Source organism: Aliivibrio sp. S10_S31 (assembly GCF_014694495.1).
Taxonomy (GTDB): Bacteria; Pseudomonadota; Gammaproteobacteria; order Enterobacterales; family Vibrionaceae; genus Aliivibrio; species Aliivibrio fischeri.
Window position 1 is genome coordinate 1 of sequence record NZ_JAAUWR010000015.1, and the last position, 26,019, is coordinate 26,019.

12 protein-coding genes are annotated in these 26,019 nt (G+C 39.4%); 7 read left to right on the top strand and 5 right to left on the bottom strand.

Going from position 1 to position 26,019, the window contains the following annotated elements; translation table 11 throughout:
• Positions 1 to 11,047: VCBS domain-containing protein (locus HC728_RS13465; protein WP_190395634.1), on the top strand; the 11,047-nt coding region annotated here is incomplete at its 5' end.
• A gap of 104 nt (positions 11,048 to 11,151) precedes the next feature.
• Here the strand turns inward: HC728_RS13465 and HC728_RS13470 are convergent.
• The 3 genes from HC728_RS13470 to HC728_RS13480 all read right to left on the bottom strand — a co-directional run bounded on the left by HC728_RS13470 (position 11,152) and on the right by HC728_RS13480 (position 16,271).
• Positions 11,152 to 12,342, bottom strand: coding sequence for a class I SAM-dependent methyltransferase (locus tag HC728_RS13470; protein WP_005419656.1), 1,191 nt, complete (start codon positions 12,340 to 12,342; stop codon positions 11,152 to 11,154).
• A gap of 166 nt (positions 12,343 to 12,508) precedes the next feature.
• Positions 12,509 to 14,470 carry a methyl-accepting chemotaxis protein gene (locus HC728_RS13475; RefSeq protein WP_017019289.1) on the bottom strand — a complete coding sequence of 654 codons (1,962 nt, stop codon included), beginning with the start codon at positions 14,468 to 14,470 and terminating at the stop codon, positions 12,509 to 12,511.
• 397 nt (positions 14,471 to 14,867) lie between these two features.
• Complete coding sequence (locus HC728_RS13480) at positions 14,868 to 16,271, bottom strand: methyl-accepting chemotaxis protein (protein WP_017019288.1); 1,404 nt, start codon at positions 16,269 to 16,271, stop codon at positions 14,868 to 14,870.
• Between the two features lie 86 nt (positions 16,272 to 16,357).
• On the opposite strand from HC728_RS13480, the gene yccX reads away from it, so the two are divergent.
• Entirely contained in the window at positions 16,358 to 16,630 is a 273-nt protein-coding gene (yccX, locus tag HC728_RS13485; RefSeq protein ID WP_005419651.1) for an acylphosphatase, read from the top strand.
• Positions 16,631 to 16,662: 32 nt separating this feature from the next.
• On the opposite strand, the gene HC728_RS13490 is transcribed toward yccX, so the two are convergent.
• A complete protein-coding gene (locus tag HC728_RS13490) occupies positions 16,663 to 16,989 on the bottom strand; it encodes a TusE/DsrC/DsvC family sulfur relay protein (protein WP_005419649.1) in 327 nt (108 codons plus the stop codon).
• Between the two features lie 181 nt (positions 16,990 to 17,170).
• On the opposite strand from HC728_RS13490, the gene hrpA reads away from it, so the two are divergent.
• Both hrpA and HC728_RS13500 read left to right on the top strand, forming a co-directional pair.
• The gene (hrpA, locus tag HC728_RS13495) at positions 17,171 to 21,067 is read left to right on the top strand and encodes an ATP-dependent RNA helicase HrpA (RefSeq protein ID WP_190395635.1); all 3,897 of its coding nucleotides are present in this window, start codon (positions 17,171 to 17,173) and stop codon (positions 21,065 to 21,067) included.
• Between the two features lie 109 nt (positions 21,068 to 21,176).
• Positions 21,177 to 21,650: an outer membrane beta-barrel protein gene (locus HC728_RS13500; protein ID WP_065641272.1), complete on the top strand. Its 474-nt coding sequence runs from the start codon at positions 21,177 to 21,179 to the stop codon at positions 21,648 to 21,650.
• Positions 21,651 to 21,757: 107 nt separating this feature from the next.
• Here HC728_RS13500 and HC728_RS13505 read toward each other — a convergent pair whose 3' ends face one another.
• The gene (locus HC728_RS13505) at positions 21,758 to 22,861 is read right to left on the bottom strand and encodes a phosphoribosylaminoimidazolesuccinocarboxamide synthase (protein ID WP_065641273.1); all 1,104 of its coding nucleotides are present in this window, start codon (positions 22,859 to 22,861) and stop codon (positions 21,758 to 21,760) included.
• A gap of 176 nt (positions 22,862 to 23,037) precedes the next feature.
• On the opposite strand from HC728_RS13505, the gene HC728_RS13510 reads away from it, so the two are divergent.
• The 3 genes from HC728_RS13510 to HC728_RS13520 all read left to right on the top strand — a co-directional run bounded on the left by HC728_RS13510 (position 23,038) and on the right by HC728_RS13520 (position 25,859).
• Positions 23,038 to 23,784, top strand: coding sequence for a YggN family protein (locus HC728_RS13510; protein WP_065641274.1), 747 nt, complete (start codon positions 23,038 to 23,040; stop codon positions 23,782 to 23,784).
• 39 nt (positions 23,785 to 23,823) lie between these two features.
• Entirely contained in the window at positions 23,824 to 24,111 is a 288-nt protein-coding gene (locus tag HC728_RS13515) for a glutaredoxin (protein WP_005419639.1), read from the top strand.
• 65 nt (positions 24,112 to 24,176) lie between these two features.
• A complete protein-coding gene (locus tag HC728_RS13520) occupies positions 24,177 to 25,859 on the top strand; it encodes a DUF342 domain-containing protein (protein WP_065623613.1) in 1,683 nt (560 codons plus the stop codon).
• The last annotated feature ends 160 nt before the right edge of the window (positions 25,860 to 26,019 follow it).

Here is a 26,019-nt window from a genome sequence, read left to right on the forward strand (position 1 = left end):
TGATGGTCCTGTCATTAGCGGTACCGATACAGGTGCTGTTGTTGAAGATACCGTAGCAGAAGCATCAGGCCAGCTAGAAGCAACAGATGCCGATGTTAATGATACTGCAACGTGGTCAGTAACCGATGGTGCCGGTGTTTATGGTTCATTAACGGTAGATTCAACGGGTAAATGGACCTACGTTTTAGATAATACTCTTACAGATACTCAAGCGATTTCAAATGGAGAAGTGAAAACAGAAACCTTTGAGATTGTTGCTGATGATGGTAATGGCGGCACAGTGACACATACGGTAACTGTCGAAGTTACCGGCACCAATGATCTTCCAGAGATCACAGATACCTCTGTGACGACTGGTGCAGTTGAACACCGAACAACAGAAAGCGCAACGGGCGATTTAATTCTTGAAGATGTTGATGCTCTTGATACTCACACATGGACAGTTGAAGCCAATAGTAATGATGATTTAGGTACTTTCAGCGTAGATGCGAATGGTAAATGGACCTTTGATTTAAACACTAACTCAGCGAGCGTTATTGCTCTTGGCGTGGGTGAAACCTTAGATATTACCTATGTAGTTCAAGTCGAAGATAACCACGGTGGTATTGATTCTCAAGAAGTGACCATTACCGTTACTGGTTCAAATGATGGTCCTGTCATTAGCGGTACCGATACAGGTGCTGTTGTTGAAGATACCGTAGCAGAAGCATCAGGCCAGCTAGAAGCAACAGATGCCGATGTTAATGATACTGCAACGTGGTCAGTAACCGATAGTGCCGGTGTTTATGGTTCATTAACGGTAGATGCAACAGGCAAATGGACCTACGTTCTAGATAATACTCTTACAGATACTCAAGCGATTTCAAACGGTGAAGTGAAGACGGAAACCTTTGAGATTGTGGTTGATGATGGTAATGGCGGCACAGTGACACACACGGTGACTGTCGAAGTTACTGGTACTAATGATCTTCCTGAAATCACGGACACATCTGTGACGACTGGTGCCGTTGAACACCGCACAACAGAAAGCGCAACGGGTGATTTAATTCTTGAAGATGTCGATACACTTGATACTCATATATGGACAGTTGAAGCCAATAGTAATGATGATCTAGGTACCTTCAGCGTTGATGCAAATGGTAAATGGACATTTGATCTAAACACCAACTCAGCGAGCGTTATTGCTCTTGGTGTCGGTGAAACCTTAGATATTACCTATGTAGTTCAAGTTGAAGATAACCACGGTGGCATTGATTCTCAAGAAGTGACCATTACCGTTACTGGCTCAAATGATGGTCCAGTTATTAGCGGTACCGATACCGGAGCCGTTGTTGAAGATACCGTGGCAGAAGCCAGTGGGCAGCTAGAAGCAACAGATGCCGATGTTAATGATACCGCAACGTGGTCAGTAACCGATGGTACCGGTGTTTATGGTTCATTAACGGTAGATTCAACGGGTAAATGGACCTACGTTCTAGATAATACTCTTACAGATACTCAAGCGATTTCAAACGGTGAAGTGAAGACGGAAACCTTTGAGATTGTGGTTGATGATGGTAATGGCGGCACAGTGACACACACGGTGACTGTTGAAGTTACCGGTACTAATGATCTTCCAGAAATCACAGATACTTCAGTTATCGCTGGTGCAGTGACAGAAGAAACAACACTAACAACAAGTGGTGATCTGTTTGTTGATGATGTGGATACTTTAGATTCTCATACGTGGACGCTTCTCTCTTCAAATAACGATCCATATGGTTCTATTACTGTGAGCACAAACCCAGATGGCTCTGGTAAGTGGGAATACACCTTAAATAATACCGCAGCTCAAGTACAAGCATTAGCTAATGGCGAAACTCATACAGTTGAATACCAGGTTCAAGTTGATGATGGACAAGGTGGTGTTACAACAGAAACTATTTCGATAGAAATTACTGGTACTAATGATGATCCGGTTGTTTCGGGCCAGTCAACCGGCTTAGTGAAGGAAGACACGGCAACGCAATCTGAAGCGGAAGGGCAACTGACTGTTGATGATGTGGATTTAATCGATGTTCATTCTTGGAGTGTCGATAATAACGCAGGAACTTATGGGTCCATTGTTATTGACCCTGCAACAGGGCTTTGGACCTATAGTATTGATAATTCATTACCTGCAACACAAGCACTTACAGAAGGTGAAAGTGTTGAAGATACATTCACCGTGACCGTTGATGATGGTCAAGGTGGTACTGATACGATAGAAATCATTATTACTGTTGTTGGGACAAACGGTGTGCCTATTATTGGCGGAGATACGGTTGGAGAAGTCACTGAGGATACTACGCTAACAACAACAGGTACGTTAACTGCAACAGATGAAGATGCGACGAGTTCGTTTAATTGGAATATTGTTGGTTCAGATACCGGAACTTACGGTAAATTTACTCTTGATGCCTCAACAGGTGTTTGGTTATACACATTAGATAACGATGCCGCTCAATCGCTTGGTGCGGGTGATGATCCGATCAAAGAGTACTATACCGTAGAGCTAAGTGATGGTGCTGGTGGCGTCATTACAGAAACAATTGAAATCACCATTAATGGCACTAACGATAAACCAGAATTATCTGGACAAGCATTAGGTTCAGTAAAAGAAGACTCTATTGAAACAACTGAAGGGCAGCTGATTGTTGACGATGTTGATTTAACAGATACTCACACTTGGAGTGTTGAACCAGCGACAGGTAAATATGGTTCGATTGTTGTTGATGCAAATGGTAAATGGACATACACCATTGATAATTCGTTGGATGTAACACAGCAACTTGCAGAAGGTGAATCTGGCGAAGACCGATTTATCGTTACTGTTGATGACGGTCAAGGTGGAACAGAGCAAAAAGAAATCGTTATTTCTCTGGAAGGGACCAATGATCTACCAAGTGTTGTAGATAGTAATGATACCGGTACTGTAACCGAAGATGGCGTACAAACTATATCAGATACATTGAGTGTAGAAGATGTTGATTTAGCAGATACTCATAATTGGTTTGTCATCGGTGCCAATGAATCTAAATTAGGTAACTTCTCTATTGAGGCCGCTACTGGAGAATGGACTTATGTTCTTAAAAATGATGAAGCTCAGTTATTAGCAAAAGATGAAACAGTTGTTGAAAGTTTTGTCGTTGTTGTTGGTGATGGAAATAGTGGTTATGCGCAACATACCGTTGAAGTGACAATTGTTGGTACTAATGATAGACCTGTAATTACAGGTCGAACAACGGGTACGGCAGTGGAAGATATCATTCCTACAGCAACAGGTGCGTTGACGGCTGTTGATGTTGATTTTACGGATACACACACTTGGCTTGTTGATGGCGGTGGTATTGGTAAGTACGGCACGATGACCGTTGATGCGAATGGTAATTGGGTTTATGCCTTAGACCCATCAAACCCTGATACGCAGGCTTTAGCTGAAAACCAGCAAGAATTTGAAACATTCACTATTGCAGTAGACGATGGAAATGGTGGACAAAATGCAATTGTTATTACGGTTGAAATCTTAGGTACTAATGATGCTCCAATCATTGGCGGTAAAACATCTCGAACCATTATTGAAGATGATCAAGCATCAGTTTCAGGTCAACTAACTGATGGCGATGTCGATCTGACTGATACACATACTTGGACTTTATTAACGGATCCTAAAGGGATATTTGGTTCAATGTCCCTTGATGCCAATGGCAAATGGACATATACCATTGATAATTCTTCACCATTAACCCAAGGGCTATTAGAAGGTCAGACGGTTAAAGAAAAATTCATTATTCAAGTTGAAGACCAATATGGAGCAATTGATACAGTTGAAGTTACCGTAAAAGTCAAAGGTACTAACGATGTGCCTGAATTATCAGGTGATCTTAGTGGAGTCGTCGAAGAGGATTCCGCAATCACCATGGTTAATGGTCAACTTGAGCCAGATGATAAAGATATAGGTGATACTTACACATGGACACTTGATTCTAAAACAGGTTCATACGGAACGTTAACATTAACTGCTGATGGTCGTTGGGTTTACAATTTAGATAATAACAAAGCATCAGTTCAGAGTTTATCTGAAGGTGAACGTGTTCAAGATACCTTTACAGTTACAGTAACAGATGGTTTTGGTGCTTCAACCTCAAAAGAAATTGTCATTGATATTGTTGGTGATAATGACCAGCCGTCAATTAGCGGTGCAACAACGGGGAGTACAATTGAAGGTACACCTGGAAAAGATGTTGCAACAGGTGAGTTAACTGCCGTTGATATTGATACATTAGATACGCATACATGGTCTGTTGTTACGCCTGATGGTGTATATGGCAGCTTAGTGGTTGACCCTAATACTGGTATGTGGACCTATCAACTTAATAACTCGCGCCCTGCAACTATTGGAATCTCTTCGGGACAAATTGTTCAAGATAAATTTGTTGTTCAAGTGGATGATGGTCAAGGCGGGACAAATCAAATTGAAGTGGTTATTGATATAGCTGGTACAAATAGTTCTCCAGGTATTATTGGTGATACAACGGGAGAGATAAAAGAAGATGCTGCTGTTAATGTGATTGATGGGGATTTAAATTCAGGTGATTTAGATACACAAGACACATTAACGTGGGAAATCGTTGGTAGCCCAGGTCAATACGGGCAGTTCACATTAGATCAAAATGGTCATTGGACATACACTCTAGATAATAGCAATAACACTGTTAATGGTCTAAAAGAAGGTGCAGAACTTGTTGATACGATAACGGTTAAAGTGACGGATTCATTTGGTGAGGTCTCAGAAAAAGAAGTAGAAATCACTATCGAAGGCACAAATGATGCACCAACTATGACTGGAGCTTTAAGCGGTACGGTAGTAGAAGATACAACAACGACGATAGAAGGTCAGTTGAAGAGTGGTGACCCAGATGTGGGTGATGTTCATGCATGGAATTTAGTTGACGGTGTCGGCCAATATGGTTCATTAACCATGAACTCAAATGGGCGCTGGACTTATACCCTAATGAACTCTTTAGCTGCGGTTCAAGCTCTTGGTCCATTGGATACTTTAACAGAAATCTTTATTGTTATCGTGACAGATTCTCAAGGTGAATCAGTACAAAAAGACATCACTATTACGATAGAAGGCACTAATGATCTTCCTGAAATTACCGGTGGAACGACAGGAGAATATATTGAAGATATCTCTCCTGATGTAGTTACAGGTCAATTGATAGCAACAGATGTTGATGCCGGAGATACGACAACATTTGAAATGAGAACTTATGTTGGTAACTATGGCACATTTTACCTAGAAGCTGATGGCTCATGGCGCTATGAAATCAATAAAGATTCAGCTGCGATACAATCGTTAAATGAAGGTGAAATGATCTCAGAGACCTTTACCGCGGTTGTTCATGATTCTAATGGTGGTTTTACTAACGAACAAATAGATTTCACTATTACAGGAACAAACGATAGACCTGTCGTCTCTGGAGATAATGCAGCGACGGTTATTGAAGATGCACAAGATTTCTTACCACCAGGTGAGACATTTAATGGTCAATTTACAAAAGTAACAGGCAATGTTGTTGCTGATGATATTGATCTAGGTGATGAAGTCGTTAGTTGGCAAGTTATTAACGGAAGTGGTGTTTATGGTATTTTCACTATTGATGAAAATGGCCAATGGACATACTTGTTAGACAATACTGACCCGGACACAAATGCACTTAACTTTGGTGATGTACGTACAGAAGTTTTCCAAATCACAGCAACAGATAAGCACGGTGGTATTTCAGAACCATTTGAGGTGACAATCACTGTTGAAGGTAATACCGACCCTGATGGTGGCGGCGGCGGTTCATATGATGAAGTGATTGACATCGATTCAATCGAAGAAGGTGTTGATGGTGATGGAGATGCAATTGGTGGTAGTAGTTCAGGTACGATAGATCTCCCTAGTGGTTGTGAAATTATTAGTGTTGATGGAACATCATCTATTGATGGTGGATTATTTGGTTCTCTTACTGTCGATAATGATGGTAACTGGGTTTACGATGTTGCCGATGATAAATCGTATGTAGATTCGTTATGTGAAGGTCAAGAAGTCACAGAACGATGGGCTGTTACAGTACAAACCGATTGTGGCACAGAAACGATTCTAGTTAACGTTACAATCACGGGCTCTAATGATGTTCCTGTGATAGTTGCCGATACACCTACGGGGGAATTAGGTGAAGTAGTTGAAGATGACATTCTTGAAGTATCTGGTCAGCTAGAAGTTGTTGATCCTGATTCGTGTGATACTCATACATGGTATTTGGTCGATGTAGATGGAAATAAGATCGGAACATTAGATCCAAGTGGAGAAAACATCGTTATTCAAGGTGTGTATGGTGAATTAACCTTAAATCAATCGTCAGGTGAATGGACGTATGTACTGGATAATGATAGTGAGATCGTACAGGCACTAACACCAGATCAAATCGAAAAAGAATACGTACGAGTTGTTGTTGAGGATGATAAAGGTGCGGTAAGTTCAGATTCAACGATAAATATTAATATTATTGGCGTGGCCGATGATGCTCCAGCTGTTGCTGTTATTGAAGAAATTGAATTCAAAGAAGACGGTTCCCCATTAACACAAACAGGCGTCTTGGATGATGTAGCAGGTTTAACACCAGAATTAACATGGAACTTAGTTACCGGTGATGGAACATACGGTCATTTAACGTTAGATAACAATGGTAATTGGACTTATGTTCTTGATAATGACTCCTTAGCTGTTCAACAGCTGAATGAAGGTGAATTAGTTACCGATACCTTCAGTGTTACCGTTGTTGATAAATTTGGTAAAACCGTCGTTGATGAAAATGGTGATCCTCTTGAAATGATTTTCAAAGTTGATGTCACAGGTACTAACGATGCACCAGAAATATCAGGACAATTGACGGGGACAATATCGAATACAGATTCTGATGGGCGTATTTCAGGAAACTTAAATGATGGTGATATAGATACAGGTGATACGCATACTTGGTCAGTTGCCGATAATCAAGGTGATTATGGTCGTTTAATGTTAGTTAATGGAAAATGGACATATACATTAGACACAAGCTTAGATGCAGTTAAATTACTTGGTGTTGGAGAAACGCTATCTGATACATTTGAAGTAACAGTAACAGATTCATATGGTGAAACATCAACAGAAACAATTACCGTAACTATTGATGGTTCAAATTTACCACCAGAAATAGCTCAAGATGATCAGATCATCATGGAGTTAAAAGAAGACGAAAAAATAACGGATTCTAATACGTTAGTTGTAACTGATCCTAATGGTGATGATGTTACTTTTGATGCCAAAACATTAACGGGCACATACGGTGTATTTACGGTTGATGAGAATGGTGTCTGGACATATGTACTTGATAATGATGCAGCACACATTCAAGGTTTACGTGAAGGTGAAGTGGTATCTGAGAGTTTCACTGTTTTCGCTGTAGATGAACATGGCGCGAAAACAGCTCAAGAAGTAACGATCAATATTACTGGTACTAATGATGTGCCTAAGATATCAGGAATGGATACTGCTTCGGTAGAGGAAGCGGATGGCAGTACAGCGTCAGGAAACTTTGTTACTTCCGATGTAGATGTTGGTGATAATGTGGTTGTCTCTCCTGGTACTCAAGGAAGCTATGGTTCCGTCAGCGTAGATAACAATACTGGCCGTTGGACTTATACGGTGGATGGAAATGATCCAGCGGTTAATAGCTTATCAAAAGGTGAAACGTTAACCGATACTGTCACCATTATTGCAACTGATGATGAAGGCGAAACATCTGAAATGACAATCACTATTACTATTAATGGTGAAAATGATGCTCCAGACCTTGTTGTAACTGTTCCAGCAGAAGTAACAGAAGATACCGCTCTTAATGCTGATGATAATCTTGAGGTAACAGGTAATTGGGATGATGGTGATCCTGATACAGCGGATACCCATATCTGGGAAGTACTAAGTGGCGATAGCTTGGGAACCTTAACTTTTGATCCTAATGGCGATTATAAATTAGTAATTGATAATTCAGCACTAGAAATACAGCAACTGGGTGTTGGTGAATCACTAGATCTAACCTATACCGTTAAAGTGACCGATGAACATGGCCTAAGTAGTACGCAAGACATTACTTTTACAGTCAATGGCACAAACGATGATCCTGAAGTGGTTAATACTAGTGTTCTCGCTGTTGATGTTGAAGAAGATGGTACTTTGACTCAATCTGGACAATTAGATATTACGGATATTGATATTTCAGATACCACGTTTGATTTCAGTGTCATTACATCACCAACAGATGCTTATGGTACTGTAACTGTTGATGCAAACGGGAAATGGACTTACGTATTAGATAACGATAAAGCACAAGATATCGGTGATGAAACCATTACAGAAACGTTTACGATTCAAATTGATGACGGAAATGGTGGGGTTATTACACAAGACGTTACCGTAAATATCACAGGTACAGATGATGATCCTATTATCGATACGACAATTCCGCAAGTAACCGAAGGTACGGTAGTCGAAGACGGAACACTGACAGCAACAGGTCAAGTTTCTTATGTGGATCCTGAAGGGGATGTAATTAATTATAATGTGATTAATCCGCCATCCTCGCCTTATGGGACCTTCACTGTGGGTGCCGATGGTACATGGACATATGAGTTAGATAATGCATTAGCGCAAGAAATTGGTGTTGCTGGTGCTCAAGAAACTTACACAATTGAAGTAACCGATCAAACCGGTGGAACAATACAGCAAGAGATCACTATTAATATTACAGGTGAAAATGACGATCCAACGATAGATGTATCGAGTGTCATTATTGGTAGTGTTGAAGAAGATGTTACAGCTAGCGCTAGTGGTCAACTAGATGTATCAGATGTTGATTTAACTGATAGTAGTTTCAGTTACACTGTTGTTTCAGGTCCGAATACCGCAGCCACACCTGGAGATGTTACTGGATTATATGGCGAGCTAACTATTGATGCTAATGGTGAGTGGACTTACCTTCTGGATAACGACAAAGCTCAAGCTTTAGGTGATACTGTTGAAACCGAAATTTTCACAATTGAAGTTTCAGATGGTAATGGTGGAACAGTAACCCAAGAAATTACGGTGAGTGTGACTGGGCATGATGATGATCCAATAATAGATACGACAATTACTCAGGTAACAGAGGGAACGGTAGTTGAAGACGGAACATTGACGACAACAGGTCAAGTTGCTTATGTGGATCCTGAAGGTGGGGTAATTGATTATAATGTGATTAATCCTCCGTCTTCACCTTATGGAACGTTCACTGTAGGTGCGGATGGTGTATGGACTTATGAGTTAGATAATACGTTAGCACAAGAGATTGGCGCTGCGGGTACTCAAGAAACTTATACCATTGAAATAACCGATCAAACAGGCGGAACAATACAGCAAGTTATCACTGTTAATATTACTGGTAATGATGATCAACCAATTGTTGATGTAGAGGTTGCTCAGGAAACGACAGGAACGGTTGTTGAAGATGGAGAGCTACATGCAGAAGGTACGATTACGTATCTAGATCCTGAAGGGACGTCAGTTGGCTATACTGTTTCAACAACATCGACACCTTTATATGGAATATTCATTGTTGATCCTGCAACAGGTAAATGGGAATACGATTTAGATAATACATTAGCACAAGCAATTGGTGCTGATGGGGCGCAAGAGTCTTTAGTTATTGATGTTACTGATGCGACAGGACAGGTAACACAGCAAGTCATTACTATTGATATTACAGGCGAGAATGATGCTCCAGTTATTACTGGAACTACTACAGCTGATGTCAAAGAGGGCGTTGTTGAGACAGTCACTGGTCAATTAAGTGCAACCGATGCAGAGAATGATCCGGTAGGATGGCAAATTGCTTCGTCATCTTCAACAACAGGTGTTTATGGTACGTTAAGCATCAATGCAGCAGGGTTATGGACATATGTTCTTACTGAAAACAGTACCTTGGCATTAGCAACTGATACAACAGATGTTTTCACTGTTGAAGCATCAGATGGAAAAGGTGGAGTTACTCAACAGGTCATCACTGTTGCTGTAGCTGTACCTAATGTGGTTCAAGGGGTTTCTGGCTCAGATATTTTAACTGGAACGACAAATGATGAATTGTTGTTTGGTAATCCACTAGATTTATCTGATGCGGGAACGGCTGATACATTCACATGGACAAATGCATCGATTGGTGGAGATTTAGCTCGCGATATCATTAAAGATTTTGATGTAAATAGTGACAGAATTGATTTAACTGACATCGCAAATATCACCACTGTTTGGGATTCGGCAACGCTTGCTTCTCAAATACAAATTTCAGAAGTTGATGGTAGTACTGAAATTTATATCAATGAAGCAGGAAGTACGGTTCAAACCATTGTTGTCGATGGTGTTACTCTAGATGAGTTAACTGGTGAATCAACAGCATCAATGACTGATGAAGAGAAATTAACGTCACTTACGAATTCAGGACATTTAGTTGTGTCTGAAAGTTTTGGTAATGAAGCGAATAATACATTATATGCTTCAGGCCAAAACGACATTCTAACCGGTGGTGGCGGTAATGATATCTTCTATTTTGCAGATGAAATTGCAGGCAGTTCAGCTTCACCAGCTCAAACATCCATTGCTGACTTTGCTGTTGATGGGGTTGCAGCTAATAATGAAGCAGATATTCTTGATTTAGCTGAGTTATTGCCTGATTCAATTCAAGCTAACTCAACCATGGATGATATGTTGCAACACATTAATGTGAATATTGATGATAGCAACTCGCAAACTGTATTATCTGTTACCGATGAGTTAGGAAATCAAACAGACATCACTCTAAAAGGCGTTGATAGTACAACACTAGGTATCAGTGACTTGGGTTCTATGAGTGACCAAGATATTCTAAGTACACTTTATAATGATTTTAATATGTTTAAAGTGGATTAATAACTTATAAAATAGTGAATAAAAAAGGCGAGAAGGGTAATTCTTCTCGCCTTTTTATTAATTTTTCATTTGATTATTGAGTAGCTTGGAGCCTAATGTGAGTATTATACAACTCGACAAGCAAAACCTTTAAGGTAGAAACCCTCAGGGTAAGCAGAATCTAAAGGGTGATCCGCTGCTTGTTCAAAGCGCTCAATAAACTGAACCGTACGATGAGCATCTAGTGCTGCATCAGCAACGATTTTTTGGAATAAACCCGCATCCATTAAACCAGAACAAGAGTAAGTTAATAGCGTACCGCCTGGGTTTAGGATTTGCATTGCTAACATGTTAATGTCTTTATAACCACGACATGCACCTGTCAGCTGATTTTTAGATTCAGCAAATTTAGGTGGGTCCATAATAACAACATCAAATTTAGTGCCATTATCACGGTATTCACGCAATAACTTAAATACGTCAGCATTTAAAAATTCAGCTTTAGATAAATCAAACTTGTTGATTTCAGCATTGTATTTCGCTGTGTCTAAAGCAAGTTGAGATACATCCGCATTAATTACGTGTTTTGCGCCGCCTTTTAGAGCGTATAAACCAAAACCACCAGTATAAGAGAAACAGTTTAGAACGGATTTATCTTTTACATATTTACAAGCGCGTTCACGGCTATCACGTTGATCAAGATAGAAACCTGTTTTATGGCCATTGACGATATCAACGCTAATTTTTACGCCATTTTCTTCAATAACCACTGATTCTGGTGGCTCTTCACCATGTAGAACGCCAGTACGTTGTTTTAGACCTTCTTTTTTACGAACTGACACATCTGAGCGCTCGTAAATATTGCAGTCTGGATAGCATTCAACTAATGCTTCAACTAATAGATCTTTTGTTGCTTCTGCGCCAGCACTGAGCAATTGGCACACAAAGTAATCTTGGTAACGGTCAATTGTGATGCCCGGTAAACCATCCGATTCTGCAGCAATTAAACGATAACCTGTTAAACCATCACGCTCAGCTAATACATCACGTAATGCTTGCGCTTGATTTAACTTACGAACAAAGAAATCTTTATCAATCGCTTCGTTTTTATCAAAAGTCCAAACGCGAGCACGGATCTGAGACTGTGGAGAAAAAGCACCACGAGCAAGCCATTCGCCGTTGTTTGCATAAATCTCAACTGTTTCACCTAGCTCTGCTTTACCATCGATACGGTCAATACCGCGAGAGAAGATCCAAGGGTGACGACGACGCAATGCTTTATCACGTCCTTTTGCTAAATAGATTGAAACAGTCATATAGATGCTCGATTACGAAAAATGAGGGCTTATTCTCGGTGAACTGCCTTATAAAAGCAATCCATAATAGTAATTTAAGTGAATGCTTAACCTGTGAAGATGACCAGTATAAAAAAAGGGAAGCGTACTGAGACGCTTCCCTTTGCAGATTCATCATCAATTATGTTTATTTAACAGTAAACACATCAAGTTGATTACGTTGCTTTTCAGCTAATTCAGATAAGAAGTTCGAAGATTTACTCGACTCTTCAATGCCTGTAACATTTTGATTGATAATATCTTTAATACCAACAACAGTTCCGGTAATTTCTTCGACTGCATTTGATTGTTGTAATGCTGCCGAGGCCATTTCAGTCGAGTTACTGTAAATGGCTTGAATTGCCGTATTAATATCCGTCAAATGCTCATACGATTGAATCGAAGTTTCACGAGTAACGGTAATGGTATCCAAACACAAATCTACTTTTTCAGTGGCATCCAGTGAGTGTGCTTGTAGCTCAGAAATAATTTTCTGAATATGCACTGTCGATTCTTGAGTTTTCCCTGCAAGATTTCGTACTTCATCAGCAACAACCGCAAAACCACGGCCCATTTCCCCTGCGCGAGCCGCTTCAATGGCAGCATTCAATGCCAATAAATTGGTTTGTTCAGAAATGTTATTAATTACGGTTGCCACTTCTTCAATGCTAACACAGTGATTACGCAAGTTTTCAACTACAGAAGCCGTTTCCGTTAATTGGGTGGTTAAATCGTCTGCACGGCTCTTATTTTGCTCAGCAATATTTTGGCCCAACTGGCATAGTGATGCCGCCTCTGTCGCTTGAACTTCCGTATTTTTCGCAGAGCTGGCTACTAAGTTAGAAGAGGCCGATAACTCGGTAACAGCGGCAGCAATTTGCTCAATTTGTGCACTTTGTTCTTCTGCGTTGCTTGAACTTTGTGTCATGACACACGCTAATTCTGTTGATGATGAAGCGACATCATTACTTTGTTCTCTTACCGCGTTGACCATTTTTGCCATATTATCAATAGAAGAATCTAAGTTCATGGCCAACACCGCCAATTCATTGGTACCAGATAAATTGGTTGGCGTCGCTAAATTCTGTTGTGCCATTGCTGAAATAGTGGTGGCAATACGGCTAAGGATCGCATTAATACTGCGAGCTAATACGAAGGCAATGATGGCAGAAAGTAATGCAGCAGCGAGCCATGACCAAACCTGAGTATTTTTTACATTTTGACTTGCTTCTAGCGATTGTTGGCTTAGTTTTCGAGTTTCTTCGACTTGTCGTAAGCCAGTCGCCGCAATGATGTTTGTTGCAGTGCCTACAAGGCCACCACGAAGTTTTGATTGGTGTTTAGTTTGCGTGATGGTTTCAACAGCCAGATGGTAGAACTGTTCATACTTGCTAAAAGTGTGTGTTTTAAATTGATTAACAGCAGCAATATGATTGTATGCATTAAAGAAGGAATTGATATCTTTAAGGTATTGTTCTGCATTAGTTTTTTCAGAAAGATCTCTGTTGATTGTGATGCGGTTTAGGGTTTCATAGAAGCTTTCAATATTGCTAGCAAACAGTGAACTTTGTTTTTCCCATTCAGGATCAGAATTGGAAAACTCACGCTCTGTTGACGCAACTAGACTGATTAAAGGTTGCCAAAAAACAGGGGTATCAATATACGCGTTATCAAGAGTGATGAGTAAATCAATTGATATATTCAAACTGTTTTCATAATCTGATAACAAGGTTTGAAGTTGGGTTAAATCCGCTCGTCCTGCGTCAGATAGCATTGGAGAAGTAAAAATAGCAGAGTTAATATGCTCTTTTGCAGTAACAAATGCGGCATTCAGTTTTTTTTGATAGTTAAGCATCTCTTGACCAGTTTCGGCCATGGTATCACGGTTAAGTACACGGATCTCTTGCCAATAAAAACGTAATTGGTCAATTTCAGCGCTCAATGTGGCGCGCTGTCCAGTTTGTATAATGTTGTTTTCTACTACTATATTTCGAGCATTAATAAGAAAGGCAACAATGGCAAAAAGAACCAGTGATACGATAACAGGAATAGACAATAAGGTAAGTAATGGTTTATTGAGTGAGGTTTTCACTAGCAATGATTGATTCACTTTTTTTCTCCTGACAACATGCGTATGTTTATTTTTTCATGTCATCAAAAATATTGTTTATATGGCCATCAAATTTGTCTTGATAGCAAGTATTTCACTCTGAAATAACTTGGCTGAGAATTTATAGTAAATGCAATTTCCTAAATGTGAAGTCGGTCTCGCTTTTTATCTGGTGAGGCTCTAGATTTGTAACCAAATGCATATTTTCGTCAAAAAAAAATTGACGCTGGTGTGGTTGTGTTGGTCTATTTTTATGAGGTTTTATATTTTCTGTCAGAGAGGGAATTTACTTTTTTATTATATAACAATGAGTTGTTTTATTTTTTTTTGCTCGAAAAGGTTGGTGATGTAGATGGGGAATATCAATCACCAACGCGATACGATTAAGATCGGAGGACTAGGCTTTAAGGCCGTTTAATAATAATTCTAAATCTTGGCCTTTTACTCTTAGTTGTTCGATATTTGATTCAGAATCTTTGATCATCTGATGAACTTGATTTGACTGAGTACGAACATCTTCAACGGTTGAAGCGATACTTGCTGCTACTTCACCTTGTTGAGTGGCTGCAGTGGCAATTTCATTATTACTTTGAGCGATCGTATTGTTGCGCTCAGCAATGTTTGAAATATCACTGTGAACCTTATGCATTAATTCTTGACCAGTTTCAGCATTGGTAACCGTGTTCGAGGTTAATGTTAATAATGACTTACTGTTATTTTGCAATGCTTCAATCATGGTCTGAATCTCAACCGTTGCTTGTTGAGTTCGGCTTGCTAATGTGCGAACTTCGTCGGCAACCACTGCAAATCCACGACCTTGCTCACCAGCTCGTGCTGCTTCAATTGCTGCATTTAGTGCTAATAAATTGGTTTGTTCCGAAATGGCATTGATAGTAGTGACCACTTCATCAATTTTTGCAGCATCCGTATCTAACTCTTGTACCGCATTTGCCGCTTGGTTAATTTCTTGTGCTAAAGCTTGAATAGAGCTAACAGCAGAATCTACTTGCGATTGTCCTAGGCGTGCAGACTCCATCGCGTCTGTTGATTGAGAGGAGGCTTCATGTGTATAGCTTGCAACTTCTTGAATAGATGTCGCCATCTCTTCTGCTGCGCTAGATAAAAGATCGAGTTGAGCTAACTGTTTATCGGAAGCATCTGAGCTTTTATAACTGTTTTGGCTTAATTCTGAACTCATTTGTTGAATTAATGCGACCGATTCTTGAATGGCCAGCACCAGTTTTTGTTCACGGTCTGCCAACTTATCGATGGTAAGTGCAATGGTGCTAAATTCGTCTCTTACTGGGAAGAAGTTTAGACGTTGCGTAAGATCACCAGATTCAAGTGTTTCTAACGCTTTATTCATCGTGAACATCGCACCACCGATGAATGTCATAATGTAATAAACACCAATCGCCATTACCAATAAAATGCCTATGATTAATGATAATTGTAGGCTTGATAATGTAGACCATAGGGTTACATCAGAATTTGCATTTATGCTGTAGTTTCCAGAAGCAACATAAGCGGTATGCTCACCAGTACCAACAGTAAATTCCGCTGATTGAGAAAGTAGGGTAATTGCATCTTGGCGAGATACATTTTGTTGATCTAACATAGAAGCAACAAACTGGACTTCATGCTCCAATGTTTCAGACATCATATTGTCAGCAGCTGAGTCCATGATAAACATCAGGCTGAAAAGTGCCAAAGCAGGAAGCAAGAAGAGTAAATAAAATTTTTCTTGGATCTTGAAGTGAATAAGATATTTGTCAATCCAACGAAATGCCGTTTCTTTCATAATAAATCCGTATATATGATGAGGAGCGAAGGATAATATCTCATGATTAAGAAATTTTTATTATAATCGACACTTATAGGTGAAGCATGTCACAAAAATCGTATCTATTTAATGTAAAGGGAAAAGTACAGCGTGTAGGTTTTCGCTTTCATACGGCACATACTGCGTTAAAGCTTGGCCTAACTGGCTATGCACGTAATCAAGAAGATGGTTCTGTCGAAGTGTTAGTATGTGGCAGTGAAGATAAAATTAATCAATTTCTTGAATGGTTACAGGTTGGGCCGCAATTAGCGAGAGTAGATTCAATTGAAAAAGAAGAGACACAATGGCAAGAATTAACCGATTTTAAAATGTATTAATTCTTGCCAAAGTTAAGCAATAAGAAGCGATGTTATAGGCATTTTGCCGGTTTCGGTAAACCCGCTAATTTTGTCGCTTGTTTTGCTGGTCCTAATTTAAATAATTGAAATAGGTATTTGCTGTTACCTTTTTCAGGGCCATGCTCTTTTTCCATTGCTTTTACAAGCATGCGAACTGCTGGAGATGTTTTAAATTCATCGTAAAAGTTACGAACGAAACGTACTACTTCCCAGTGTGCTTCGGTCAGTTCAATATTCTCTTCTTTTGCTAGAAGTGGAACTAACTCTTCACACCAATCCGTGTGATTTTTTAAATACCCTTGAGCGTCACGCTCGATTTGCTTACCGTTAAATTCCATACAACTGTCTTAATGGTTGGGATTAATCTATTCAGTTTAGCAAATAGGTATCAGTTCGAGCAATCGAGAATTATTACATTTAAGTAAAACAGATTTTTGTCTACTAAGGCTCGATAGAGACAAGAATGTGATAGAATTGCTTTAGTTATTAGAATAAATAAAAGATTCAGTAGGAAATATTTTGAGTCAATCAAATCAAAATTCAGCATCAACACTTAGAAAAGCATTAAGTGAATGTATGATGCGTGATCGTTTTCGCCTAAGTAAACGCATTCAAGGCGCATCGCGAATCAAAAAAGAAGAGTCAAGACACGCCGTGTTTGATGAAATTGCATTAGATATCGCACAATCAATGCAAACGGCGAATAATCGTGAAACTGATCGTCCAACGATTTCTTACCCAGAACAACTTCCTGTTAGCCAGAAAAAAGATGAAATTGCAGAAGCAATCAAAAATAACCAAGTGGTTATCGTTGCTGGTGAAACGGGTTCAGGTAAAACCACTCAGTTACCTAAAATCTGTTTAGAACTAGGTCGTGGTAAGTTTGGTCATATTGGTCATACACAACCTCGTCGTTTAGCGGCTCGTTCAGTAGCAGACCGTATTGCAGAAGAGATGGAAACAGAGCTAGGTAGCCATGTTGGTTATAAAGTTCGTTTTAATGATCAAGTTTCTGATCGTACACAAGTTAAATTAATGACGGATGGTATCTTACTGGCTGAGATCCAAAACGATCGCTATTTAAATCAATACGACACATTAATTATCGATGAAGCGCATGAACGCAGCTTAAACATCGATTTTATTATGGGTTATTTACGTGAGTTATTACCAAAGCGTCCTGATTTAAAAGTCATTATCACGTCAGCAACTATCGATCCTGAGCGTTTCTCAAAACACTTCAATAATGCACCAATGATTGAAGTATCTGGTCGTACTTATCCGGTTGAAACTCGTTATCGCCCAATTGTTGAAGATGGTGATGATACCGATCGTGACCAATTAGAAGGTATCTTTGATGCAGTAGATGAACTGTGTGAAGAAGGGCTGGGTGACATTCTGATCTTTATGACGGGTGAGCGAGAAATTCGTGATATCGCAGAAGCATTAGAAAAACGTAACCTACGTGATACGGAAATTGTACCGTTATATGCGCGTTTATCTGCACAAGAGCAGAATCGTGTCTTCCAACCACACGCTGGTCGTCGAATTGTATTAGCCACTAACGTAGCAGAAACATCACTTACTGTTCCGGGGATCAAATACGTTATCGACCCTGGTACTGCACGTATTAGTCGTTATAGCTATCGCACCAAAGTACAACGCTTACCAATTGAAGCGATTTCACAAGCCAGTGCAAATCAGCGTAAAGGTCGTTGTGGCCGTGTATCTGAAGGTATCTGTATTCGTCTTTACTCTGAAGAAGATTTTATTTCTCGTCCAGAGTTTACCGACCCTGAGATCTTACGTACTAACCTAGCGTCTGTAATTTTGCAGATGACAGCGTTAGGGTTGGGGGATATTCAAGCCTTCCCATTTGTAGAAGCCCCTGATAATCGCAATATTCAAGATGGTATTAAGCTACTTGAAGAGTTAGGTGCGATTAATTCAAATGCGAAAGATCCGAAGAAAAGCTTAACTAAAGTCGGTCGTGAATTAGCCCGTCTTCCGATTGATCCACGTTTAGCGAGAATGGTACTTGAAGCACCGAAATACAATGCATTACAAGAAGTGATGATCATTGCAGCGGCACTATCAATTCAAGACCCACGAGAGCGTCCAAGCGATAAGAAACAACAATCTGATGATAAGCATAAACGCTTTAATCATGAAGATTCGGATTTCTTAACGTTTGTGAACGTGTGGGAACATGTAAAAGCAAAACAGAAAGAGCTTTCAAGTAATCAATTTAGAAAGCAATGTCGTAAAGACTTTTTGAACTATTTACGTGTACGTGAATGGCAAGATGTTCACTACCAATTAAGCCAAGTAATGAAAGAGCTTAATTACAAAGTGAATCAAGAAGCGGCAGGCTATCAAGGCGTTCATACTGCAATTTTAGCGGGTATGCTTTCTCATATTGGTCAAAAAGATCAAGAAAAGAATGAGTACCAAGGTGCACGTAATGCACGATTCCACATCTTCCCAGCTTCTGGTTTATTCAAGAAACAACCAAAATGGGTCATGGTTGCAGAGTTGGTTGAAACCTCAAAATTATGGGGACGAATTGTTGCGAAAATTCAGCCTGAATGGATTGAACCATTAGCAGGGCATTTGATTAAGCGCAGTTACAGTGAACCACATTGGTCGAAGAAATCAGCAGCAGTAATGGCTTATGAAAAAGTCACTATTTACGGTATTCCGATTGTACCTAAACGCCAAATTAACTACGGTGCGATTGATGCGCCTGTGTGTCGTGAAATTTTTATTCGTTCAGCACTAGTTGAAGGTGATTGGCATACTAAGCATCAGTTCTTTAAACAAAACCGTAAGTTATTACAAGAAGTTGAAGAACTTGAGCATAAGTCTCGTCGTCGCGATATTCTTGTTGATGATGATCAACTCGCTGAATTCTACGATCAACGAGTTGGCGTAGATGTAGTATCTGGCCGTCATTTTGATACGTGGTGGAAGAAAGCGCAAAAAGAGACGCCAGAGTTATTAAACTTTGAAAAAGAAATGCTGTTCCGTGGTGATGCAAGCCATGTAACGGATTTAGATTATCCAAACTTCTGGCATCAAGGAAACTTAAAACTAAAATTAAGTTACCAATTTGAGCCGGGGCAAGACAGCGATGGTGTAACGATACATGTACCACTACCAATTTTAAACCAAGTTGAACCTCATGGCTTTGATTGGCAGATTCCAGGTTTACGTCACGAATTAGTGATGGCGTTGATTAAGTCGTTACCTAAAACCGTTCGTAAGAATTTCGTACCAGCACCTAATTATGCTGATGCATTTTTATCTCGAGCTGTACCGTTCGAAGCGCCGTTATTAGACAGTTTAGAAAAAGAACTTCGTCGAATGACAGGGTTTGAAGTGTTCCGTGAAGATTGGAAACTAGAACAGATCCCAGATCACTTAAAAGTGACATATCGTGTTGTTGACCATCGTAATCGCAAGCTAAAAGAAAGCCGTGATTTGTATGAGTTAAAAGAAGGCTTAAAAGATAAAGTTCAAGAAACATTATCACAAGTTGCGGATGATGATATTGAGCAAAAAGGCCTTAAAACATGGAGCTTTGGTGAGTTACCAACGTTGTATAAACAGAAGCGTGGTGGATTTGAAGTTAAAGCATATCCAGCGATTGTTGATGGTAAAGACAGTGTAGAAATTAAACTGTTTGAAACAGAAGAAGAGCAGCACAATGCAATGAAGGCAGGCCAACGTCGTCTAATTCTTCTTAATGTGCCATCACCAATTAAGTATTTACATGACAATCTTCCTAATAAATCGAAATTAGGATTGTACTTTAATCAGTATGGTCGTGTGATGGACTTGATTGATGATTGCATTGCTTGTGGTATCGATAAGTTAATTGATGAGCAGGGTGGTCTTGTTTGGCAACCTGAAGCCTTTGAAAAAATGAAAGAACATATCCGAGCAGAGCTTGGGGATACGGTTGTTGAGATCGCAAAACAAGTTGAAACGATTTTAACTACCGCTTTCCAAATTCAGAAAAAGTTAAAAGGGCGTGTTGATTTAAGCATGGCGTTTGCGCTTTCGGATATTAAAGCTCAGATAGAGAATCTTATCTTTAAAGGATTTGCAACGGAGTGCGGTTGGAAGCGTCTTCAAGATATCCACCGTTACATGAAAGCGATTGAGCGTCGAATGGAAAAACTGCCGATCGATCCAAATCGTGACCGTATGCATTTGCTTAAAGTTGAAGGGATCACCAGTGATTATAAAGAATTACTGAATAAGATACCGAAAGGACAACCAATCCCTGACAAAGTAAAAGAGATCCGTTGGATGATTGAAGAGTTAAGAGTGAGCTATTTTGCTCAACAATTGGGGACACCATATCCAGTTTCTGATAAACGAGTCAAAAATGCCATTGCCGATTGTTAATGTATCACCTAAACTAGAATTAATTTCGGCATGTTAATTGCTTCAATAACCATAATATTAAAAAGAGCGTCAAAGGTTGCCGCTCCCTTTTGTAAAAATAGGATTTAAGATGAAAAAGACACTTTTAGCGTTAGCTTTAGCAAGCGTATCAGCAACAGCAGCGGCAGATTCACTAGTTTACGGTGGCGTACAAGTTGGTTCTGCTGATTACAGAAGCGAGAGCTCAACGGTATACGGTGCTCATATTGGTACAGGTCTGTTACCTTTCATTGGTTTAGAAATGGGTGCTTGGAACCTAGGTTCTTACGATTACGGTAGCCAAACAACAGACGTAACTTCTGTAAACTTTGCTGTTAAACCAAGTATCGACTTTGGTCCTCTACACGTTTACGGCAAAGCAGGTATGCACAGCTGGGAAGCGAAAGGTTTCCATAAAGATGACGGCGTAGATCCATTCTTCGGTTTAGGTGTTGAATACAACATCATCCCAATGTTCACAGTAGGTGCTGGTTACAACAACTTCACTGTTGGTGACGAAAACATCGATTTCGCATCTCTTAACCTAACGGTTCACTTCCTATAATTACGAATTCTTTCGTTTTCATTATATGAAAAGATAAAAAATGGCGACCAATGCGGTCGCCATTTTTATTTGGTCATCAGTAGAATAAGTACTAATCGATTAATCGATTAATCGACTAATTGATACTCTTCTTTTAATACTTTGATGATCTCTGCTTTTGGATTATCACTTAGCGTAATTGGTGCACCAGTAATTTTTGCTGCGATATCTAAATAGGTTTTAGATAGGTCCATCATCGCTTCCAAAGGAAGGGCATTTTCTTCCGCTAAAGCAAAGCGCTCTTTCATGCGGTTTTTATTTAATAAAATATCCGGTTCAGGGAAGTGATTTAATAGAAACTGACGGAAACCTTCTTTTGAGTTTTCGATAATATGACCTGAGCGATATGCTTTGGTATCCCAAATACGAGAAGAATCAGGCGTACCAACTTCATCCATATAGATCAGTTTTTCATTACCTTGCGCATCTTCTACATAGCCAAATTCAAATTTAGTATCGACAAAGATTTGATCAATTTTAGTTAAGGCCTTTGCGATTACAGCAAAACCTTCCTTCAATAATTTCTCGTAAGTAGCGATATCTTCGATACAAGAAAAGTTAAATTTATCGTAGTTATCCTCGATGTTTTTGCGAGTGATATTTACATCATCTACCTCAGGAACCCCATCAATGCCTTTTAAAATGCCTTTCGTTGATGGTGTTAAAAGTAGTTCAGCCAACTGCTCATCTTTTTCAAGACGTTCAGGTAAGGTAATACCACAAAACTCACGTTCGCCTTGAGTGTATGCACGCCACATAGAGCCAGTAATATATTGACGACAAATAGCTTCAATCATTACTGGTTTTGCTTTTTGAACAATCCATACAAACGGGTGTGGAATATCAAGAATATGACTATCAGCTAAACCGTTGTCTTTAAATAATTGAAACCAATGGTTAGAAATAGCATTTAGTGCAGCTCCTTTACCAGGAATACCTTTCAAATCGCCTTCACCACGCCAGATACAGTCGAATGCAGAAATACGGTCACTGATCACCATGATAGCTAGGGGAGCATCAGGAGCGACGTTGTATCCCTTTTCTTTAATAAGACGGCGACTGTCTTCTTCAGTTAACCAATACACTGAACGTACTTTACCGCTATGCACTGGTTTATCAGTACGAATAGGTAAATCGTCATTAACTGCAAGCACTTGATCGGAAAGACTCATTGTAGAATTCCTATATAAAGAAAGTTTAAAAACTGAGAGCATCATACCAGAACTATTTGGGACTACCACAAGAAAAGCAAACGATTGCTATTTTTTCTGTTAATTTTCTGAGTTGAGCTAGATAGGTGCAATCAGTTAAACTGAGCGACTAATTAAAATAAAGAGAAGAAAGACGTATGTCAGCTAAAAAAATGATCGCTACTGCCCTGTTAATTATATCTGGTAATGCGTGGGCGAGTATGTGCCCAGTGAATGTTGAAAATGATGTTCTTTTAACGCAAAACGGCGAAGTGAAAGTTGAAAAAGCACAAGATAAATTACGAATTGATCAAGATGGTCGAGTTTTTGTGAACGGTAAAGAGTTACAGTTAACTCAAAAGCAAAAAGAGGCGATAGAGCGTTATCAGCAACAAGTGTCGACTTATATTCCTGAAATTGTCGACTTTACTGATAAAGGCATTGCCGCAGCTAATGATTTTGTCAGTGAAATTGAAACCTCATTTGATGCAAAAGGATCATTTGAAGGCGTTAAGACTAAAATTGATGAATATGGCCACACAGCCAAGCAAAAGTTTTATCAAGGAAAAGACATGGTATTAGAGCATGACTTTTTCAAAGAAGTGGATACCACTTGGAAACAAGATTTTGAAGTGATGATGCAAAGTATGGATAAAGAACTTTTTGCGAGTGTATTTAACTCTTTGTCTTTAAAGATGCAAGAAGGGGAATTGAACTTTACTGAGTTACAGCAACAGTTTGCTGATGTGCAAGTTAAGATCAAAGAGAAAATGAAACAACACAGCACAGAAATGAAAGACGAAGCACAAAACTTATGTGATTCAGCAAAAGGCATTGCACAAGATGAACAACAGTTGCATCAGTTAATTCCTGAACTGCAACCATACCCAGTTTTCAGCATTTAATTACCGAATTCGTATTATTGAACTTAAAGAGAGCAAAAAATGTTAAATACTCATCAAACGATCATTTTTTCAAAAACAGTATGTCCTTTTTGTGTTAAAGCAAAAGCAATTTTGGACGATAAAGGCATTGAATATAAAGTATTAACCTTAGATGAAGATCTAACAAAAGAAGAAATGGTTGCTTTAATTCAAGAAAAAGAAAACATTGCAGTGAATACCGTTCCTCAAATCTACCTTGACCGTAAATATATCGGTGGACATGACGATTTAGTGGCGTTTTTTGAGCGTCAAGACACCGACATGGATTTAGGTGATTTTGAACTGTAGAATACAGTAAATTAACATAGTTAACCCAAATGCTTTGGGTTTAATGATAAATAAGAGTGATAAGTATGTGGAAATCTCTTCTAACATTAGTGGAAGATGACTCAGTTGTAGTATTACGTTTTCCTGATAAGTTTCAGCCGGATGAAGAACCGACATTAAAAAGCTTTAAAGATTGTTTAGAAGAGATTAATGCGTGTAATTTTTATTTTGATGAAAAAATCATTACAACGATTATACAAGATGTGAAAAACGGCATGATGACTCATCATCAGAACCGTACGGTTGCAGCTCGACGTGATGCAGAAGTTATCATTGCGATAGAAGAGCGTGACATGAAAGCGACGATGGCTGTCATCGGTGCGTATGGTGGTCGTGATCTTGTAAGTAGTGATGTGATTTCTGGCTTAACGAGCATGGAGATCACCCGTGGTATCAGTAAAAATGCACTCAAGAAAATCATGTTTTTGAGTCGTAATTTACCTGCTGGTGAGAAAGTGTCGCTTGTTATCGCTAAAGGTAAAGAACCGATTGATGGTACCAACGCAAGTTTTGTTCCCCTAGTTGAAGATTTTCGTGAGCAAGCATTAAAGCCTCAGGAAAAAGAAGGAGAAGAAGATAAAGTTGATATGCGTGATCTGGGTGAAACCATCACGGTTGTGGAAGGCGATGAACTGATTCGACGTATTCCACCAACAAAAGGTGTTGATGGTTTTACCGTTCGTGGCGAAGTGATTCCAGCAACCGCGGGAAAAAATACCAAACTGCGAGCAGGTAAAGGAGCGACGATATCTCCTGATGACCCTGATCTGGTTATTGCTGCGACATCTGGGATGCCTTGGATTAACAAAGATGGTGCAGATGTCGATAACGCACTTTGTTTGAATGCGGTTGATATTTCAACAGGCCACATTAAGTTTAAAGGTAGTGTGATTGTAAGTGGTGATATTGCACCAGATATGATTGTAAGAGCAACTGGCAGCGTAACTGTTGGTGGCTTTATTGAATCTGCTGATGTTCAAGCGCATGGCGATGTCATTGCTATGAAAGGCATCATTGGCCACCAAGTAGAAGCGGGTGAAGATTACACGTGTTTTGTAAAAGCAGGTGGAAAAATCACGGCTAAGTTTGTGCAATCAGCTGACTTACAAGCGTCGGGTGATATTGAGCTTGGCATTCATGCAATTCAGAGTTTCATCAAGAGTAAGAACTCAGTTACGGTAATGGATAAGACTGGCCGTAACGGCTCTATTGTTGGTGGTGAAGTTTACGCAGGTTCTAATATCACGACCGTAAACTTAGGTGCTACGGCAGGTACTGAAACATTAGTAAAAGCATTTACTCGTTTTGATAAGTACAAAGAGAACATCGTTGCTTTAAATGCCAAATACAAAGAAGCGCAAGAAAACACCATGAAAGTGGTTCGCGCAGAAATGGATTTAGCAAAAATTCCAAAAGCAGAGAGAACACCAGAGCAAATCGAACGTGTGCAAAACATGAAAGAAGAATCGAATCGTGAAATTGCCGCTTCAATGCACCGTTTCCAGTCTGCTGAAGAAGATCTAAGAAAACAACTAACTGAAAATGTTGTTAAGGTTACGGAACGAGTTTATCCAAAAGTGACGATTCAGTATTCAGATGAGCAAGTAACCACTAAACGTGAACACAGTCCATGTAAGATCTACTTTAATGAATATGAAATAAAGATAGATCCAATCGTTTCTAAAAATACGAGTTTAACGGATGATTAAGCGTCAGTTCGATTAGAATCAAATGATATAAAAACCGCTCATCGTAGCGGTTTTTTGTTGCTAAAATGTGCGAGTGTAAAATATGTGTTAGAGCAATGATAAGGTAAAGAGCTAAGAATTATTAAGTGTGATCAATGTCCAATTTTCTACTTGCGATAAG